Origin of the sequence: Methylobacterium sp. 092160098-2, assembly GCF_028920805.1 — a bacterium.
In the GTDB taxonomy this organism is placed as follows: Bacteria; Pseudomonadota; Alphaproteobacteria; order Rhizobiales; family Beijerinckiaceae; genus Methylobacterium; species Methylobacterium fujisawaense.
This window is the reverse complement of sequence record NZ_JAQPZJ010000001.1, coordinates 1,791,771-1,810,317: the sequence shown is the minus strand read 5'-3', so window position 1 is coordinate 1,810,317 and position 18,547 is coordinate 1,791,771. Positions and strand designations below refer to the sequence as shown.

The window sequence follows — 18,547 nt, the reverse complement described above, 5'->3', positions numbered from 1 at the left end:
CATGGTCCGGCGCGCCGCCCATTGGGCGATCCGCCTGTATCAGCTCACCCTGTCGGGTCTGATCGGCCGCCAGTGCCGTCATTGGCCGAGCTGCTCCGAATACACCGATACGGCCATCGCCCGGCACGGGGTCTGGCCCGGCGGCTGGATGGGCGTCGCCCGGATCTGCCGCTGCGGCCCGTTCGGAACCCACGGGATCGATCTCGTGCCGGAGCAGCTGCCCGCGGGATCGGCGTGGTACCGCCCCTGGGCCTATGGCCGCTGGCGCGGCGTCGAGGCGCCGCCGTCACCCTTCGCCTGTGAGGCGGTGGCGGAGGGGCGTGGAGCGGACGCGCGGTGAAGGTCGCGATCCCGGCCTGTTTCAGCTGAAGCAGCAGGCGACGGGGTCGATGCCCAGGCGCCGAACAGCCCGCCCGCTCCGGCGTCTGGCCGCTCCGGCCCGTCACAGGGCCTCGTCCACCCGGTACGGGATACGCGGTCCGCGAGCCCTCGGCGCTCGCCGTGCGACCGGCCGCAACCGAAGGCTTCGACCCCGGTTGTCCTTGCGGAGAGCCCGGCATGTCCGCGGCTCACGGCGAACCGGAGCGGGCACAGAATGTCCACCGAATTCAGAGGCAAGACGCATATCGACATCTATGACCGCGCCATCCGCGAGGAGTGGGCACAGCGCTTCGGCGTCAGCGAGGAGCGGCTGCGCAAGGCTGTGACCATGGTTGGAAGCCGGATCACGAGCGTGGCCGCCTATCTCGACAAGCCGGCCTCCTGAGCGCGGTGGCATCGTGGACGTGCCCCCCGATTTCCGACCGCCCCCGGAGCTTCCGGCGGCGGCGACGCCGTCGGTCGAGCCCGGGCCCTCGTCCGGATCCGACGACGCTGTAACCCAGCCTCCGGCCCGGTCGCCCGATGCCCTCACGTTCGAGCAGATCCGCGAGCGGGCCTACGAACTCTGGGAGCGCAACCACCGGCCGGAGGGTTTCGAGATCGAGTTCTGGCTGCTGGCCGAGCGGGAATTGCGCAAGGAGCGGGAGCGCCGGAAGAGCGCGGATCGGCCGAACCATCCGGCATCCGGTTCGCCGCCGGCCTGAGCGGCGGTCTAGCGAGACCGGGGCATCATCCGCCATCGACCAGGCGGCGCGGGATGACAGCCCCCGGGATGAGGCCGCACGGGCCGCGGAATCTGGTCGGCGGGGCCGGCCTGTGCGCGATCGGTGGAGGGCCACCACAAGGTCGCGGGGGATCGCCCGCATGGCCGCGCAACGCGTAGGGCGCGATCTGCGCTGGGCCTTGCGCGGTCGCGCGCCATGAGAAACCTTCGGCCCCGAAGGCCCGGTCTCCACCGCAACGGGCCGTCCGCTCACCCGTGCGACAGGAGTCCCCGTTGAAGCCTTCCGTCCCCGCTGCCCGCGACCGGCCCGGTGCCAACGCTGGACCGGTCGCGTGACCGGTCTCGCCGCCCTGAACGACATGGATGCGCCGGCCTTCGAGGCGCTCCTCGGCAGCGTCTTCGAGCATGCGCCCTGGGTGGCTCGGGCCGCCTGGGCCCGGCGGCCCTTCGCCGGCATCGCCGATCTGCACGCGGCGATGATGGCGGCGGTGCGTGCCGCCCCCGTCGAAACCCGCCGCGCCTTCCTGAACGGCCATCCGGAACTCGCCGGGCCCGAGGCCCGCGCCCGCAGCCTCACCGCGGATTCCGCGAGCGAGCAGGGGAGTGCGGGCCTCGACCGCATGGGCGAGGCCGACGCGCAAGTCTTCGACCGCCTGAATGCCGCCTACCGGGCGCGCTTCGGCTTCCCGTTCATCATCGCCGTGCGAGGCCGGGGACGGGCCGAGATCCGGTCCATCTTCGAGGCTCGGCTCGGCCGGGATCCGGCGGTCGAGGAAGCGACCGCGCTGGAGGAGGTCGCCCAGATCACCCGGATGCGCCTGGACCGCCTGATCACGCCGTGAGACGACCCGCGACGCGGCGGTCCCGGAACCGGCCCGGGTCTCAGGCCTCGATCGCCGACCGGGCCTCCTTCACGGCCGCCTCGAAGGCGACGAAGGCCGTGGTCGCCTGATCCCAGGCCTGGCTGCGCACGTGGCGGATCAAGGCGGCTGCCTGTTCGCGAGCCTGCGTCAGCGGCCGCTCGATGGCGGCGGCGCGCGTCGAATCGGCGGGGATCCCCTCCGGCGGCGTGTCGGTCGAGCGCATCCCGACCAGGGTCGCCGCGATCGCGCGGCGCCAGGCCGCGCAATCCGCCGAAAGGCGGATCACTTGCTGATCCGCGCTGGTCCCGATCTGGCGATCGAGCAGGGTACGCCCCAGATCCTCGATCCGACTCAACTGCGCCAGGGCATCACCGATCTCCCGGCGCGCCTTGTCGGTGCCTTCCGCGATGCGGCCGACATTCTGGGCGATGTCGCCGGTGGCCTGCATCTGCTGGCCGAGGATCTCCGAGGCCTCGCGCATCTGCGCCGCCACATTCGCCACGGCGCCACTCTCGGCCTCGACGCGGGCATTGGCCCGCATCATCGCGGAGGCGCCGGCCTCGACCGCGTTGCGGCTGCGGGTCACCGCGGCCTGCATCGCCGCCATCTCCTCGCGCAGGCCGCTGACCCGCGCCCGGATCTCGTCGGTCGCCTTGGCGGTCTGCGCCGACAGCGTCTTGACCTCTGCGGCGACCACCGCGAAGCCGCGGCCGGCCTCGCCGGCCCGTGCCGCCTCGATGGTGGCGTTGAGCGCCAGCAGATTGGTCTGGGCCGAGATCGCCGCGATGGTGCCGGCCATCTCCTCGATCCGCAGGGCGGCGGTCGAGAAGCTGTCGAGCCGGCTGCCGATCTCTTCAGTCCCCTCTTCGATCCCGCGCATGCCCTCGGTGGCGCGGTGAAGGTCGCCCACGCAGGTGACGATACCGGCCCGGGCCGTCTCGGCAGTCTCGGCCGCCGAGGAGGAGCGGGCGGCGATCTCCCCCGTCGTCGCGGCGAGTTCCTCGCTCGCTGCCGCGATCAGACGGGCCTGCTCGGCGGTGCCGGAGGCGTCGTGGGTCATCCAGCCGATGGAGGTCCCGGCGTCGGAGGCGGAGGCGGACAGGCGCGCCAGGAGCGACAGCCACTCGCGATCGACGGTCGATTCGGGTTCGGGACGCAGAGGTTCCACGATCAGCGCCGCCGCCGGAATCGTGGACGGCGCAGGCGTTATGACCGGGGTTGCGACCGCGTCAGAAACGTGACGCTGCCGACGCAAACTGAACATGCGGGACACTCCGATATCCGAATCGAAGCGGACCCTCGCACAGAACCTTCAATCAATGGTGAAGGATAACCGGATCTGCCCGCCGCCGATATAGCACTCTGCGGAAGTGCAATCGGCGGCGCTGCCAGAGGTTGCGCCTCCAGATATGGATCTATCTGGAGGCGCAATGCTTCATTCGCCCGTCAGAGCGGCCTTGGTGCGCGACCACCAGCCCGCGCGCTTGGGACGGTCCGGATCGGCGGGCGGCGTCAGAACCACCGCCACGGGCTCCGCGGGGACCTCCGCCGGGGCAGCGGTCGCGGCGTCCGGCGCAGCGGCGGGCTCCCGGTCGGCCGGCACAGGGGCTTCGGCTTCCGCCACCGGCAGATCCACGGCGGTCTCGGTGCGGCCGGCCGCCGGGGCGGCCTCGACCGCCTCCGCCACCGCCTGGGCGCTCACCGGCTCTTCCGCCGACAGGGCCACCGTCTCGCCCACCGCCTCGGAGCATCCTCCGTCTCGGCGGCGTCCGGGCGTGCGGCCCTCGCTCCGTCCGGCGACCGCCGCGGCGTCCGCGCGGCGGCGGCGGCGTCCGCCCTCGTCCTCGGCGCGGGCCGCCTCGTCGGGGCCGGCCACGGCCTCGTCGGTCTCCCGGCCTCGGCTGCGACGGCCTCGGCCGGCGCCTCGGCTGCGGCCGGCTCCTCGCCGTCCCAGTCCTCGTCCCGACCGTCCTCGTCCGAACGCTCGCCCTCCTGGCGATCATCGTCGCCGCGATCCTCCTCGGCGCGACCGTCCTGACGCCCGCCCCGGCGGCGGCGGCGGCGGCGCCGGCGGCGGCCTTCACCCTCCTCGCGCGTCGCCTCCTCGCGCGTCTCGGCGCGGCCCTCCTCGGCCTCGCCCTCGGCATCCGCCTCGACCTCGGCCTCGACCTCGTCGGCCTCCTCGTCCTCGTCCTCGAACTCCGTGGTGGGCGAGATCGCCTGGGCGCGCACGCCCGTCACCGGACCCTCGGCGCGCTGAGCCGGCTCGCCGCGGTCGAGCTGGAAGGCCGCGGTGGCGGCCAGCCGCTCGTCGGCCGCGATCGTGATGGTCACGCCGAAGCGCATCTCCAACTCGCGCAGGTGCCCGCGCTTCTGGTTGAGGATGTAGAGGGCGACCTCGGTGCGGGTCCGCAGCACGAGGTTGTGGCTCGCCGACTTGAGCAGCGCCTCCTCGATGGAGCGCAGGATGTGCAGGGCCACCGAGGCGGTGGCGCGCACGAAGCCCGAGCCGCCGCAATGGGCGCAGGGGATCGAGGAGGATTCGAGCACGCCCGTGCGGATGCGCTGGCGGCTCATCTCCATGAGGCCGAAGGGCGAGATCCGGCCGACCTGGATGCGGGCGCGGTCGTTCTTCAGGCACTCGTTCAGCTTCTTCTCGACGGCGCGGTTGTTGCGCTTCTCCTCCATGTCGATGAAGTCGATGACGATCAGGCCCGCGAGGTCGCGCAGGCGCAGCTGGCGGGCAACCTCCTCGGCGGCCTCCAGGTTCGTCTTGAGGGCGGTGTCCTCGATGTCGTGCTCGCGGGTGGCGCGGCCCGAGTTCACGTCGATCGAGACCAGGGCCTCGGTCGGGTTGATCACCAGATAGCCGCCGGACTTCAGCGAGACGTGGCTGGAGAACATCGCGTCGAGCTGCTGCTCGACGCCGAAGCGGGCGAAGATCGGCGTCGGGTCGCGGTAGGGCTTCACGACCTTGGACTGGCCGGGCATCAGCATCCGCATGAAGTCCTTGGCCTCGCGGTAGGCGTCCTCGCCGGCGACCAGAACCTCGTCCAGATCCTTGTTGTACAGGTCGCGGATGGCGCGCTTGATCAGCGAGCCTTCCTCGTAGACCAGCGCGGGCGCCATCGAGGTCAGCGTCAGCTCGCGGACCGACTCCCACAGCCGCATCAGGTACTCGAAGTCGCGGGCGATCTCGGGCTTGGAGCGCGAGGCGCCGGCGGTGCGCAGGATGACGCCCATCCCTTCGGGCACCTCCAGATCCTGCACGACCTCCTTGAGGCGCTTGCGGTCGGCCGCCGAGGTGATCTTCCGGGAGATGCCGCCGCCGCGACCGGTATTGGGCATCAGCACCGAGTAGCGGCCGGCGAGCGACAGGTAGGTGGTGAGCGCCGCGCCCTTCGTGCCGCGCTCCTCCTTGACCACCTGAACCAGGATGATCTGGCGGCGCTTGATCACCTCCTGGATCTTATACTGGCGGCGGTAGTGGCGGGGCCGCTCGGGGATTTCGGCCAGGGCGTCGCCGTTGCCGCCGACCTGGGCGATCTTGGGCTCGGCGTCGGGATCGTCGGAATCCTCGTCCGACTCGTCCTCATCCTCGTCGGACTCGTCCTCGTCGTCCTCCGACTCGTCCTCGTCCTCATCCTCGTCGTCGGATTCCTCGTCGTCCTCGTCGGACGCGTCATCCGCCTCGTCGGCGTCCGCCGGCTCGGCGGTCTCCTTCGCGAGGGACTCGGCCGGCGCTTCGGCGACGGTCAGCGCCCCCGCCACGGCGATGCGGGCCTCGGCCTCGACCGGGGCGTCCTGCTCGGCGGCGTCGTCGTCAGCGACCGGCCCGGCCATGTCGTGCGCCGCCTGCGCCTCGGCAGGGGCGGCCTCGGCGGGGGCAGCGTCGAACGGCGCCTCGGCCGCCGGCTCGGCGGCCTGCGCCGGCTCGTCCCGTGCCGGCTCGTCCTGCGCCACGGGAATGTCGCCGGCGGCGGTCTCGGAGGCGAGGGCCTCCCGCACGGCCTCGGGATGCTCGGCGAGCGTATCGGGCTCGGCGGCCGGATCGAAACCGGCTTCCGTCCGGATCTCGGCCTGATCCTCGGTCTGGGACGCCTCGTGCCCGTCCTCGGCGCTCACGGTCTCGTCGGCGCCGCGGGCGCGGGCCTCGGCGCGGCGGCGGCCGCGGGGCGGCCCGCGGCGACCGGCGGCGGCGCTCCTCACGCTCGCGGTGCTCCTCGGCGTCGCGGGCGTCCTCCTCGAGGAGCGCCTGCCGGTCGGCGAGCGGGATCTGGTAATAGTCGGGGTGGATCTCGTTGAAGGCCAGGAAGCCGTGGCGGTTGCCGCCATACTCCACGAACGCCGCCTGGAGCGACGGCTCCACCCGGGTCACCTTGGCGAGATAGATGTTGCCGCGCAGCTGACGCCGGTTGGCGGCTTCGAAATCGAACTCCTCGACCCTAGACCCGTGGACCGTGACGACCCGGGTCTCCTCCGGGTGCATCGCGTCGATCAGCATTTTGTTGGCCATGTCGGACTCTCGGCATGGCGGCCGACGTCGTTCTCCGTGCCCGTGGTCCCGGCGGCGCCTCGCCCGACGTCAAACCTGTCGGGTGGGGTGCCGGCCTCGTCGCCGAGGCGGATGGGTTCGAGGGGAAATTGCCGTCAACCGCCGTTCGGCGCCCTGGGCGCCTGGGGTTGAAACAGGCCGGGAGGAGGGACGGACCGGTGCGACGCGCCTCTTGCGCCTCCGGGGCACGCGCAGCTCTATGCTGGGCCGTGCGTCCGTCCATCGTGGTCCCGACCTCGCGAAACAATCTCGGCCGATGGGGACCGGCCGTGAATTCTGGGGTGCGGCGGAGAAGCTCCGCCGCGTCGTGTGACACCTGCCCGATCACGGGCGACACCCGTCGCCGTCAGGCGGACCGAAACGGCCCGCCGCGACACCGCGACCGTTTTCGCAAGGAATTCGGTCACGTCCGCGGGCCGTTGCGGCGACCGGCGGGACCGGAGAGGGGTCCTCATCATTACAGACCGCTGTGCGGATTTGGCAAGGGTCAAGCGTGAATAGATGTCACGGGGCTGTCATGGCGCGCGAGGGCGGAGCCGCCGTCCCTGCGTGCGCGGTCCTGCGTCGTAGCGCATCCCCGGGGCCCGGTGCGTGCGCGCGCGATGCCGGGGCGGCGATCCGGCCGGGAGGATCCTATTCCGCCGCCGCGATCCGCGGTGCCACCCCGGCGAGCGCGGCGGGCTTCGGGCCGCCGGTCGCCCAGTCGAGCAGCTCGACCGTGTGGACGATCGGGATGCCGGTGCCCTTCCCGATCTGCGTGGCGCAGCCGATGTTGCCGGTGGCGATCACGTCGGGGCGCACGCGCTCGATGTTGGCGACCTTGCGGGCGCGCAGCTTCGCAGCCAGCTCCGGCTGCAGGATGTTGTAGGTCCCCGCCGAGCCGCAGCAGATATGGCCCTCGGGCACGTCCTTCACGGTGAAGCCCGCCCGCTTGAGCAGCGTCTTCGGCTCCAGCCGGATGCCCTGGCCGTGCTGCATCGAGCAGGCGGAGTGGTAGGCCACCACGAGGTCGTTCTCGGCCACCGGAGCGAGGTCGAGCAACGCCAGATACTCGGTGACGTCCTTGGCCAAGGACGACACGCGCCGCGCCTTCTCGGCATAGGCGGGGTCGTCGCGGAACATGAAGCCGTAATCCTTGATGGTCGTGCCGCATCCGGACGCGGTGACCAAGATCGCGTCGAGGCCCTTGGCGATCTCGGCGTCCCAGGCGTCGATCGTCTGCTTGGCATGGGCGTGGGCGGAATCCTCCTTGCCCATGTGGTGGGTCAGCGCCCCGCAGCAGCCCTCGTTGGCGTGCACCACCTCGATCCCGTGCCGGTTGAGCAGCCGGATCGCCGCCGCGTTGAAGTCCGGCCGCAGCACGCTCTGGGCGCAGCCTCGCAGCAGGGCGACGCGCTTGGTCGCCGGGCCGCCCGTCGGCGGGAACCGGCCCGGCCGGTTGGTCGGCTCGCGGGGCGGCATCCCGGCGGGCGCCAGGTCGACATGGCGGCGGGCGGTTGCCGACCCGCGGCAGCCGCGCCACCAGCCCGCGGACCGGGCTTCCGAGCTTGGCGGCGGCGAGGGCGAGGCGGAACCGGTTCGGGTACGGCAGGACCTGGGCGAGCAGCGTCCGCAGGAACCGGTCGCCGGCCGGTCGCGCGTAGGTCTTCTCGATATGGGCCCGGGCATGGTCAACGAGATGCATGTAGTGCACCCCGGACGGGCAAGTGGTCATGCACGACAGGCAGGAGAGACAGCGGTCGATATGCTTGACCACCTCCTGCGAGGCCGGCTTGCCGCCCTCCAGCATGTCCTTGATCAGGTAGATGCGACCGCGCGGCGAATCGAGCTCGTCGCCGAGCAGCAGGTAAGTCGGGCAGGTCGCCGTGCAGAAGCCGCAATGCACGCAGGTCCGCAGGATCTTCTCCGAGGCCGCCATGGCGGGATCGGCGAGCTGGGCGGGGGCAAAATTGGTCTGCACGGTCTCTTCCTGCCTGCTCTCCGCCCCCCTTGCGGGGCGGAGTTCCGGGATCGCGGATCCCGCATGGGGGGCGCAGGAGGCACCGTTGCGCCCGGTCCTCAGCCACCCCGTTGCTGGCCCCTCCCCGCGGGGGAAGGGGATGAACCTCAAACCTGCGCGTACATCCGGCCGGGGTTGAGCACCCCGGCGGGATCGTGCGCCGCCTTGATGCCGGCGGTGAGCCGCATCAGCGGCTCGGCCAGCGGCTGGAACACCGGCACGGCGGCGCGCACGGCGTCGGGGGCGCGGACCAGCGTGGCGTGGCCGCCCTGGGTCTTCACGGCCCGGCGCACCGCATCGGCGCCGGCATCGCCCTCGGCACCGGTGGCGAGCCAGATCAGGCCGCCGCCCCAGTCGAAGAACCAGCGCGCGGGGCGCTCCGCCGCCACCGCCGCCGCCAGGGCCGGCCCGTGGGTCGGCGCGGTGGAGATCCGCCAGAGGGCGGCCTCCCGCGGCTCGGCGAGCGGCGCGGCGTCCCGCACGGACCGCCAGAGGGCGGCGCCGGCCTCGCCGTCCACGATCTCGGGCTGGCCGTAGCGCTTGAGCAGGCGGCGCAGCTCGCCCGTGCGGTAGTCGATGGAGTCGGAAAAGCCTTCGAGGCGCATCAGGGTCCGCGCCTCCGGGGCTCCGATCCCCGCCGGCAGATGCGCGGCGCCGGTGAGTTCGAAGGGCGAGCCGAGGGCCTCCGAAAGGGCCGTCACCGCCCGGGCATCGTCCAGCCCGGAGAAGACGAGGGTCGCCACGCGCTCGCAGGCCGGCAGCACCTTGAAGGTGACCTCGGTGAGCAGGCCCAGCGTGCCGTGGGCGCCGGCCATCAGCTTCACGAGGTCGAGCCCGGTGACGTTCTTCATCACCCGCCCGCCCGACTTGATCGCCTCGCCCCGCCCGTTGACGAAGCGCACGCCGATCAGGCTGTCCCGGGCCGCCCCGGCATTGATGCGGCGCGGGCCGGCATTGTTGATCGCCGCCACCGCGCCGAGGGTCGGCGCGCCGGAGCTGCCGTAGAGGCCGCGCAGGTCCATCGGCTCGAAGGGCAGCATCTGGCCCCGGGAGGCGAGCAGCGCCTCGACCTCGGCCAGCGGCGTGCCCGCCCGGGCCGCCACCACCATCTCGGCGGGTTCGTAGAGCGTGACGCCGGTCAGCGCCTTCGAGGAGAGCGTCGCGCTGTCCTGCGCGGGCCGACCGAGCCCCGCGGCGGTGCCGCCGCCCGCGAGCCGCAGGCGCTCGCCGCGCCCGGCGGCCGCCCGCACGATCTCCCCGGCCTCCGCCTCGGTGCCGGGCTCGTACACGCCCATCGTTTCCGTCCCGGTCCTGTTTGTATCCATTCCAGGACGGGTGTCGCCGGATCCGGCGGCGGATTCAAGCGGAGGTGGAGTCGCGGGGTTTCAGCGGGCGGGTTTCCTGTGCGGGGCTGCCGCGAAGGCGCCTGCCTGGGGCCTGGAACCCTGCTCCGCCGCCAGGGTCCGCGCGGGACGCAGACGCGCCAGGACCTGACGGCGCAGGCCGGCGATGTCGAAGATCCAGACCAGCGCCCCGTAGAGGGCCGTCCCGGCCGGGACCAGGACCGCCAGCGCGGTGGCGGGCGGCAGGTGCCGGAAGGGGGCGAGCGCGAGGCCCATCGCCGCGCAGGCGAGGGCCGCGACGCCGATCTCCCCCCAGGGCAGCACGATCCGCTCGGCGCCGGTGAGGGCACACCAGCCGAGCCACAATCCCGCGGCGGCGAGCCCGGCGGTCTGCGCCAGGGCGACGCCGATCCCGCCCATCCGGTCCGGCAGGATCAGAAGGCCGGCGCCGTTCACCGCGAGGCCGACCAGGGCGGCGGCGACCACCGGCAGGGTCCGGCGGCGGATCTGGAAGACCGGGTTGAGGGCGTAGAACATCATCGACAGGCAGAAGAGGCCCGGCATCAGCACGGTGCTGTAGGTCTCGAACGGCCCGCGATAGGCGTCCGGCACGACCAGTCCCTGGAGGGCCGGCAGCACCGCCCAGAAACCGACCGCGCAGGGTGCCAGCAGGGCGAACACCGTGCCGGCATTGGCGGCGACCTGCGCCTCGGCGGCGGCGCGGCCGCTCTGCTCCTCTGCCTGCACGGCGAGCTGGAACAGGAGCAGGTCGAGGGCGGTGCCGAGCGTCGTCATCGCGCGCGCGGTGACGTCGGCGGCCAGTGCGAAGTAGCCGGCCTCGGCGAAGCCGGCATGGCTGGCGATGGCGCCCCGGTTCACGAAGGCGAGGCACTGATAGGCGGTGTTGGCGGCGATGAGCGGCAGGCCGTAGCGGGCGAAGACCCTCCAGGTCGCCGACAGGCGCGGCCGTTCGAAGGGCGTGTGCGGGTCGCGCAGGGGGTGGCGCAGCAGGAGCACCGCGAGGAGCTGGCTGAGCCCCGCCGCCGCCAGCACCCAGGCCGGCTGGGGCAGCCACCACGCCGCCGCCGCCATCAGGGCGAAGGACAGGACGTTCTTCACCGCGACGAGGCCGAGATAGAGCTTGCCGTCGAACCGGGCCCGGGCGAGGGCCGCGTGGTAGTCGAACACGCCGATGCCGAGCGCCGCGAGGCCGGTTCCGCACAGGACCGCCTCGCGCCCGTCGGCGCCGCCGGCGAAGCCGAAGGCCCCGCACAGGGCGGCGGCGGCTAGAAGCAGCAGGCCGATGCGCAGATAGGCCCGGTCGAGCCCATGGCGGATCCACGGCTCGTCGACGCGCACCCGTCCCGAGTAGAACCGCGTCGCCGAGAGGCGCAGCCACTCGAACAGCACCGTGTTCAGCACGATGGCGCCGGTGGTCGCGAGGGCGAACCGGCCGAAATCGGCCGGCCCCAGCAGCTTGGCGATCAGCAGGCCGAGGACGAAGTTGAGCCCCGCATTGATGACGAAGGCGGCGATCACGGCCATGGACGGCGTCTCATGCGCGGCGGGGTCGCCCCGCCCGTTCCCGCGCTGTAGCGCGCGAGCCGTAAGACTCCCCTAACCGGGCGAGATCGGGGCGGAGACCCGCGGGGCCTCCGACACCGTCCGGTCAGGCGGCCCGGACGGTGTCGAGGAAGCGCGTGACTTCGGCCGTGAGCGTCGCGGATTGGCGCGACAGCGCGGACGCCGCCGCCAGCACCGCGTCGGCGGCCCGGCCGGTCTCCTCGGCGGCCCCGGCGACGCCCAGGATGGTGCTGGTCACCGCGCCGGTGCCGACGGCCGCCTGCCCGACGTTCCGGACGATCTCCCGGGTGGCCGATCCCTGCTCCTCCACCGCCGCGGCGATCGCGTTCGCCACGCCGCTGATCTCCTCGATCCGCCCCGTGATCGCGCCGATCGCCGCGACGGCCCGGCCGGTCACGCCCTCGATGCCGGCGATCTGGCCGGCGATCTCCTCGGTCGCCCGCGCGGTCTGCGCCGCCAGCGCCTTCACCTCGCTGGCGACGACCGCGAAGCCCCGGCCCGCCTCGCCGGCGCGGGCGGCCTCGATCGTCGCGTTGAGCGCCAGCAGATTGGTCTGGCCGGCGATCGCCGCGATCAGCCCGATCACGTCGCCGATCCGCGCGACCGCGCCGCTCAGGTCCCGGACCAGCGTGCCCGTCTGTCCCGCCTCCGAGACGGCCCCTTGGGCGAGCTTGGTCGATCCCTCGACCTGCCGGCCGATCTCCTCCACGGAGGCCCCGAGTTCCTCGGCCGCCGCCGCCACCGTGTTGACGTTGGCGGCGGCCTCCTCGGCGGCGGCCGCCACGGTGCTAGACTGGCTCGCGGTCTGAGTCGCGGTGGCCGTCATGGTCTGGGCCGTACCCTGCAGGGCGGTGGCCGAGTCCGAGACCTGAGCGATGATGCCGCCGACCGTCTGCTCGAAGCGCTCGGCCATCGCCCGCAGGTCGGACCGGCGCCGCGCCTCCGCCGCCAGCCGCGCCTCGGCGGCCTCGGCTTCGAGCTGGCGGCTGCGGATCAGGTTGTCCTTGAACACCTGGACGGCCCGCGCCATCGCGCCGATCTCGTTGCGGTAGGCGCGCGCCGGGACCGTGGCGGAGGCGTCCCCGTCCGCCAGCGCCTGCATCGTCGCCGTCAGCGCCCGGAGCGGGCGCAGCACGCCGCCGAACAGGGTCCACAGGCCGAGGGCCACCAGCAGGATCACCGCCAGCAGCGCCGCGACGCTGTGCACGACGTCGGTCCGGGCCGCGTCGGCGAGAGTCTCGGCGCGCGCCACCATCGCGTCGAGGGCCGCGTCGCAGAGGGCCACGAGGGAGCGCTGGTTCTCGGTGTTGCGGTCGCGCAGTTCCGCGAAGGTGTGGCGCGGGGGCGTGTGCGTGCTGAGCGCGTCGAAGACCGCCTGAGCGATGGCCTTGGTGTCGCCCTCGAAATTGTCGGCCTTCGCCCGCACGAACGCGGCCCGCACCGTCTCCGAGACGTCGGTCGCGGCCTCGGTCGTGCGCCGCCACGCGGACAGTAGTTCGGTCCGCTCCTCAGCCGCCGCGACGGTCTCGGGCAGGGACCACGACGTTCCGGCGATCAGGGAGGTCTGCACCCGCACCGCGACGTTGCCGCTGGCGACGCGCGTGTCCCAGGCCGCCTGTTTGAGGGCGAGATAGCGCTCCAGGACGGGATCGGACCGGGGAATGGCCGCGTCGACCGCCTTCAGCGTGGCCGTCAGGGCCTCGAGCAGGTCCTGGAAGGCGGCCATCGCGGCGTCCCGCAGCGCCGGCTCACGACGGGCCTTCGGCAGCCTGAGGGCCGCGTCGATGCGGGGGCGCAGGGCCGCCATCGCCTCCTGGGCCGCATTCAGGCGATCGAGCGTCGCGCTGACCGTCGGCTCGGCCAGATCGCTCAGGCTGCGCTGAGCCTGGCGGTAATTCTCGATCAGCGCCTGCCGGCTGCCCGCGATGGTCGACAGGGTCTTCGCGTCCGCGGGCGCCTCACCCCCGAGGGCGAGGGTCGATCCGCGCTCGAGCCGCAGCGGCAGGATGGTCCGGAGGAGTCCCTGGCTCGCCTGCGTCAAGGTCACCGCCCTGGCCGCACCCATCGCCTGCGCCCGCTCGTCGATGAGTGTCCTGGTGGCGTTGGCCAGCGCCATGCAGGCCATGATGACGATCACCAGGGACAGCAACGTCCGGATCGAGAAGCGCCCCAGCCAGCGAGTCATGGGTAAAGTCTCAAGGTCTGCGATGCTTTGTCTTAAAACGTTAGGTTTTGTCAGGCAATCGGCGGATCATGTGTTGTATAATTGCGATTTTATACGGATATTGTCATCGAGATTTTATAATAGAACGCGAATTTGATTGAGAGGCGAGTCAATTTACGGGGGTTGTGCCGAATTTATAAGCGCTGAAATCAGCGTGGCCTGGGCGGCGCGGCGGGGCTGCTCCCCGCGGTCGAACGGCGCGAGGCGGATCTGGCGCCCTGCGGTCGCATCCGCGAACGGCCCGAGGCCGAGCGCGGCCGGCCTGCCGGCACCCTGCGGGAGCGTGCGGCGAAGCAGTCCCGGGCGGGGCTCGCCTGCTCGGTGTCCTGCCCGTCGGGCCGCCGCGTCCCCTCGTGACGACGAACAGGGCCGCGGGAGCGGACGGCTTCGATCGCATCCGGATGTCAACGTGATGGCTGCCGGCCCGCAGGCGGCCCGCGTATCGGCGGCAGCCCTGCGCGACGCCTACAGCCCGCGCTCGTAGCGCCAGGCTTCCATCCCGTCCTCGTAATAGTCCGGCCGCACGGCGAAGCGGGTATAGCCCCGGCGCTCGTAGAGGCGGATGCCGGCGCCGTTGTCGGCGCGCACCTCCAGCCGGAGCCGGTCGCAGCCCTGGCTGCGGGCCTGCGCCTCCGCCGCGTCGAGGAGTCGGCCGCCGAGGCCGAGGCCGCCGCGATTCGGCGCCACCGCGATCGACGCCAGCCGGGCGATCCGGCTGCTGCGCCGCCGCTCCAGCACCGCGGCGCCGACGAGGACCGGCGTCGGGTCCGCATCCGGCGCGTCGATCAGCGCCGCCAGCACGTCCATGGTGGGCGACAGGATCGCGTGGCGGATCGCCCGGCGCTCCGCCCGGTCTGTGGCGAAGGCGGCGTGCTCCAGGGCGACCAGGGCGTCGAGATCGGCGAGCGTGGCGGTCCGGATCGTCGGCTCGGGGAGCCCGTCGCCGACCGGGTTGCGCAGGGGGGCGCTCACGCCCGCGCCGTCGCGGTGGATCTGGTCGGCCCGGCCATCGCTTGCTTACCTGCGTGTTCTGCCCGCTCCGGTCAGATGCCCGCTTCCGCCCCGCTTGGGAAGCCCGCACGGCGCCTTCGGCCCGGTCGGGCTGCGTCGTTTTTGCAACGGGCCGCACGGGGTGTGGATTCCGGGCGGAAAAGCGGGCGGTCCGGGGCATCTTCCCCTTGCCGGGCCGGGCCTGTCTCCGTATATGCGCCGTGCCCAATTTCGCACGTGCCTGTGGCCGCGTGTCGGTTGGTGGGCATCCGGTCAACTGCCGGACAGCCGCCAGGGGTCTTAAAGGATCGATGGTCGCAAGGGTGGATCCCTACGGCCGGCATCCAGGTGGCAACACCGGACCCCGACAACAACCGGCAGCCGGAGGCGAAACCGGCGAACCCCGCTCTCCACGGGGGACGCAGCTTAAAGCAACGACGAACGGGCTTTTTTGGTCTCGTCGGCCCTCCACAGGCCGGCACCGAAGAGGCTTGTTTCTCTTTGCCCGGCGTGCGGTGGGGGTCATCCCTTCCAATCCACGGCAGCTTCCGGGTGCTCTGCGCCCGCACTGACGCACGCGTCTCCAAAGCGCGTGGGTCCGCGCGACGCATCGCCCCCTGACGCCGACGGCCAGTCCTGGCCGTCATCTTCGACAGCGCGCCCCGCGTAGGGCGCTCGCGAACCCGTGCCGGGAGACGACTATGACCGACCGCATCCGTGACTTCCTGCGCGTGCGCCGCGACCTCGGTCAGGACGAGGGCCCCGTGATGGTCCTCGATCTCGACGTCGTGCGTGACAACTACACCGCCTTCGCGCGCTCCCTGCCGGACACCCGCGTGTTCTACGCCGTGAAGGCGAACCCGGCCCCCGAGGTGCTGCGCCTGCTCGCCGAGATGGGCTCGTGCTTCGACACCGCCTCCGTCGCCGAGATGGAGATGGTGCTGGCCGCCGGCGCCACCGCCGACCGGATCTCCTTCGGCAACACGATCAAGAAGGAGCGCTGCATCGGCCGCGCCCTGAAGCTCGGCATCCGCCTGTTCGCGGTCGACTGCCAGGCCGAGGTCGAGAAGATCGCCCGGGCCGCCGTGGCCACGGACGTGCCGACCGGCGAGATCCGGGTGTTCTGCCGCATCCTGTGCGACGGCGCGGGCGCCGACTGGCCGCTCTCGCGCAAGTTCGGCTGCGTGCCCGAGATGGCCGCGGACGTGCTGGAGCACGCCCATCGCCAGGGGCTGGAGGCCTACGGCATCTCGTTCCATGTCGGCTCGCAGCAGGGCAACACCGAGGCCTGGGACGGGGCGCTCGGCTCCGCGGCGGCGATCTTCCGCGAGTGCGCGGAGCGCGGGATCGGCCTGTCGATGGTCAATCTCGGCGGCGGCTTCCCGACCAAGTACCTCAAGGCGGTGCCGGGCGTGGAGAGCTACGGCGAGGCGATCTTCCGGGGCCTGACCAAGCATTTCGGCAACCAGATCCCCGAGACGATCATCGAGCCGGGCCGCGGCATGGTCGGCAATGCCGGCCTGATCGAGGCCGAGGTCGTGCTCGTGTCGAAGAAGTCCGCGGACGCCGACGAGGTCCGGTGGGTCTACCTCGACATCGGCAAGTTCGGCGGGCTGGCCGAGACCATGGACGAGGCGATCCGCTACCCGATCCGCACCGCCCGGGACGGCGACGCGACCGAGCCCTGCGTCATCGCCGGCCCGACCTGCGACTCGGTGGACGTGCTCTACGAGCGGCAGCTCTATCCGCTGCCGGTCTCGCTCTCGATCGGCGACAAGGTGCTGATCGAGGGTGCGGGCGCCTACACCACCACCTACGCGGCGGTGGCCTTCAACGGCTTCCCGCCCCTTCAGCAGATCGTCATCTGACCTGCTGCAGAACCTCCCGGCAGCGTGTCGCTGCCGGGAGCGATCTCCCGCTGTCGCATCGACGGATCGCCTTCGGCCGTCCGTCGGAACCCACCGCTTCTCCCGCTTGCCGGCCCGGGGAGGGCACAGCCATGATCGAGATCCGCGCGGAGCATGTCCACGACGTCCCGGCGCGCGAGCGCCTGCTCGACGCGTGCTTTCCCGGCAACCGCCATGCCAAGACCTCGGAGCGCCTGCGCGAAGGCCGTCGGCCGGCCCGCGGACTCGCCTTCGCGGCGATTCGGGGCGGCCGCCTCGTCGGCACTCTGCGGCTGTGGCACGTCGAGGCCGGGCCCGCCCGCCCGGCGCTGCTGCTCGGCCCACTCGCCGTCGATCCGGCGATCCAGGGGCAGGGGCTCGGCTCGGTGATGATGCAGGCGGCCCTCGGCCGGGCGGAGGCCCTCGGCCACGGCGCCGTGCTGCTGGTCGGCGACGCGCCCTACTATGCCCGCTTCGGCTTCGACCGGGCGCTCGCGGAGGGCCTGACCCTGCCGGGGCCGTTCGAGCGCGAGCGCTTCCTCGGTCTCGAGCTGCGCGCGGGCGCTCTGGCGGGCGTCGAGGGGATGGTCCGGGCGACCGGCGTGCAGTCGCCGGTGGGCGCGGTGGCCAACGAGGCGGGGGTGGCGCGACGACGCGCCGCCTGAACGGGGACACCAGACGCCGCGGGGGTGAGATCGGCTTTCCCCAACGCGATTTCATCCCGAGGTGCCCGCGTGAGCGGGCCTCGAAGGAGCCCTCGAGCCAGCCGCGCGATCCCTGGAGGCCTCCTTCGCGGCCTCCCTGCGCTGCCGCACCTCGGGTTGCGGGAGAGGGTCGGAGGGGCGTCCCTTCCGGATGGCGCAACCCGGTCATGCCCGCGACGGCGGCCGCGTCCACCCGCTTGGCCGGTCTCGTGCATTGCGCCCGGCGCCCGCGATCCCGCATAGACGGTCCGCCGGCCTCCCGGAGAAGGTTGCTCGACCGATGCAGATCGCCACGCCCTACCTGATGTTCCTGGGCGACGTGCCCGATACGCTGGCGGCCAAGACCGCCTACGGGATCAAGGACTGGCGCCCCGAATGGTGCGTCGGCCAGATGCGCCTGCCGGGCTGCGCCGCCGATCTCGGCATCCCCGACATGACCCTGCCCGAGGCCCTGGCGAAGGGCTGCCGGACCCTTGTGATCGGCGTCGTCAATGCCGGCGGCGTGCTGCCGGATCACTGGGTCAAGGAGATCGTCGCGGCGATCGAGGCCGGGCTCGACGTGGCGAGCGGCCTGCACGTCAAGCTCGGTACGATTCCGGCCATCGCGGAGGCCGCCGCGCGGCGTAACCGCCAGCTCCACGACGTCCGCCACACCGACGAGCGCTTCCCCACCGGCAAGGGCACCAAGCGGTCGGGCCGGCGCCTGCTCACCGTCGGCACCGACTGCTCCGTCGGCAAGAAGTACACCGTGCTCGCCCTGGAGCGCGGCATGCGCGAGCGCGGCCTCGACGCCGATTTCTGCGCCACCGGCCAGACCGGCGTGTTCATCTCTGGCCGGGGCGTCGCCATCGACGCCGTGGTGGCCGACTTCATCTCCGGCGCCGTCGAGACGATCTCGCCGGAGGCGGCCTCCAACCATTGGGACCTGATCGAGGGCCAGGGCTCGCTCTACCACCCGTCCTTCGCGGGGGTGAGCCTCGGCCTGCTGCACGGCGCCCAGGCCGACGCCTTCGTGGTCTGCCACGAGCCGACCCGCACCACGATGCGCGGCGTGAAGCACCCGCTCCCCACCATCCGCCAGGTGATCGACCTGGCCGTCCAGCTCGGCAGCCTGACCAACCCGGCGATCAGGCCGGTGGGCATCGCGGTCAACACCCAGGCGCTTGCCGAGGGCGAGGCGCGGGCGCTCCTCGAGACGCTCGCGTCCGAGCACGACCTGCCCGCCACCGACCCGGTGCGCTTCGGCGTCGACGGGCTGGTCGACCGGATCGTCGCCGAGTTTCCGGAGATCTGA

12 protein-coding genes and 2 pseudogenes are annotated in these 18,547 nt (G+C 72.4%); 7 read left to right on the top strand and 7 right to left on the bottom strand.

All coding sequences use genetic code 11. The annotated features are described in order from the left end of the window. Nucleotide 1: 1 nt before the first annotated feature. The 4 genes from yidD (at nucleotide 2) to uraD (ending at nucleotide 1,947) form a co-directional block, all read left to right on the top strand. A complete protein-coding gene (yidD, locus tag PQI07_RS08575; RefSeq protein WP_043355364.1) occupies nucleotides 2–340 on the top strand; it encodes a membrane protein insertion efficiency factor YidD in 339 nt (112 codons plus the stop codon). Between the two features lie 255 nt (nucleotides 341–595). Further along, nucleotides 596–766, top strand: a complete 171-nt coding sequence (locus PQI07_RS08570) for a DUF3606 domain-containing protein (protein ID WP_075381142.1) — start codon at nucleotides 596–598, stop codon at nucleotides 764–766. Between the two features lie 13 nt (nucleotides 767–779). Then, entirely contained in the window at nucleotides 780–1,085 is a 306-nt protein-coding gene (locus PQI07_RS37710) for a DUF2934 domain-containing protein (RefSeq protein WP_043759875.1), read from the top strand. Between the two features lie 352 nt (nucleotides 1,086–1,437). Then, complete coding sequence (uraD, locus tag PQI07_RS08560) at nucleotides 1,438–1,947, top strand: 2-oxo-4-hydroxy-4-carboxy-5-ureidoimidazoline decarboxylase (RefSeq protein ID WP_274926452.1); 510 nt, start codon at nucleotides 1,438–1,440, stop codon at nucleotides 1,945–1,947. 40 nt (nucleotides 1,948–1,987) lie between these two features. Here the strand turns inward: uraD and PQI07_RS08555 are convergent, their stop codons facing one another. From PQI07_RS08555 to PQI07_RS08525, 7 genes and pseudogenes are all read right to left on the bottom strand, one after another. Beyond that, complete coding sequence (locus tag PQI07_RS08555; RefSeq protein WP_274926451.1) at nucleotides 1,988–3,136, bottom strand: methyl-accepting chemotaxis protein; 1,149 nt, start codon at nucleotides 3,134–3,136, stop codon at nucleotides 1,988–1,990. A 267-nt stretch (nucleotides 3,137–3,403) separates the two neighbouring features. Next, nucleotides 3,404–6,484 (bottom strand): annotated as a pseudogene (locus tag PQI07_RS08550) (Rne/Rng family ribonuclease). Between the two features lie 672 nt (nucleotides 6,485–7,156). Then, nucleotides 7,157–8,483, bottom strand: a pseudogene (gene glcF / locus PQI07_RS08545) (glycolate oxidase subunit GlcF). A 146-nt stretch (nucleotides 8,484–8,629) separates the two neighbouring features. Next, complete coding sequence (glcE, locus tag PQI07_RS08540; protein WP_274926450.1) at nucleotides 8,630–9,817, bottom strand: glycolate oxidase subunit GlcE; 1,188 nt, start codon at nucleotides 9,815–9,817, stop codon at nucleotides 8,630–8,632. A gap of 90 nt (nucleotides 9,818–9,907) precedes the next feature. Beyond that, nucleotides 9,908–11,410 (bottom strand): lipopolysaccharide biosynthesis protein, encoded by a 1,503-nt coding sequence (locus PQI07_RS08535; RefSeq protein ID WP_274926449.1) that lies wholly within the window; start codon nucleotides 11,408–11,410, stop codon nucleotides 9,908–9,910. 124 nt (nucleotides 11,411–11,534) lie between these two features. Then, nucleotides 11,535–13,634, bottom strand: coding sequence for a methyl-accepting chemotaxis protein (locus PQI07_RS08530; RefSeq protein ID WP_274926448.1), 2,100 nt, complete (start codon nucleotides 13,632–13,634; stop codon nucleotides 11,535–11,537). 504 nt (nucleotides 13,635–14,138) lie between these two features. Continuing rightward, a complete protein-coding gene (locus tag PQI07_RS08525; RefSeq protein WP_043355384.1) occupies nucleotides 14,139–14,645 on the bottom strand; it encodes a GNAT family N-acetyltransferase in 507 nt (168 codons plus the stop codon). A 719-nt stretch (nucleotides 14,646–15,364) separates the two neighbouring features. On the opposite strand from PQI07_RS08525, the gene PQI07_RS08520 reads away from it, so the two are divergent. The 3 genes from PQI07_RS08520 (at nucleotide 15,365) to dgcN (ending at nucleotide 18,547) form a co-directional block, all read left to right on the top strand. Continuing rightward, complete coding sequence (locus PQI07_RS08520; protein ID WP_043355385.1) at nucleotides 15,365–16,531, top strand: type III PLP-dependent enzyme; 1,167 nt, start codon at nucleotides 15,365–15,367, stop codon at nucleotides 16,529–16,531. 131 nt (nucleotides 16,532–16,662) lie between these two features. Next, on the top strand, nucleotides 16,663–17,214 hold the full coding sequence (locus PQI07_RS08515) for a GNAT family N-acetyltransferase (protein WP_179697539.1): 552 nt from the start codon (nucleotides 16,663–16,665) through the stop codon (nucleotides 17,212–17,214). A gap of 319 nt (nucleotides 17,215–17,533) precedes the next feature. After that, complete coding sequence (dgcN, locus tag PQI07_RS08510) at nucleotides 17,534–18,547, top strand: N-acetyltransferase DgcN (RefSeq protein ID WP_274926447.1); 1,014 nt, start codon at nucleotides 17,534–17,536, stop codon at nucleotides 18,545–18,547.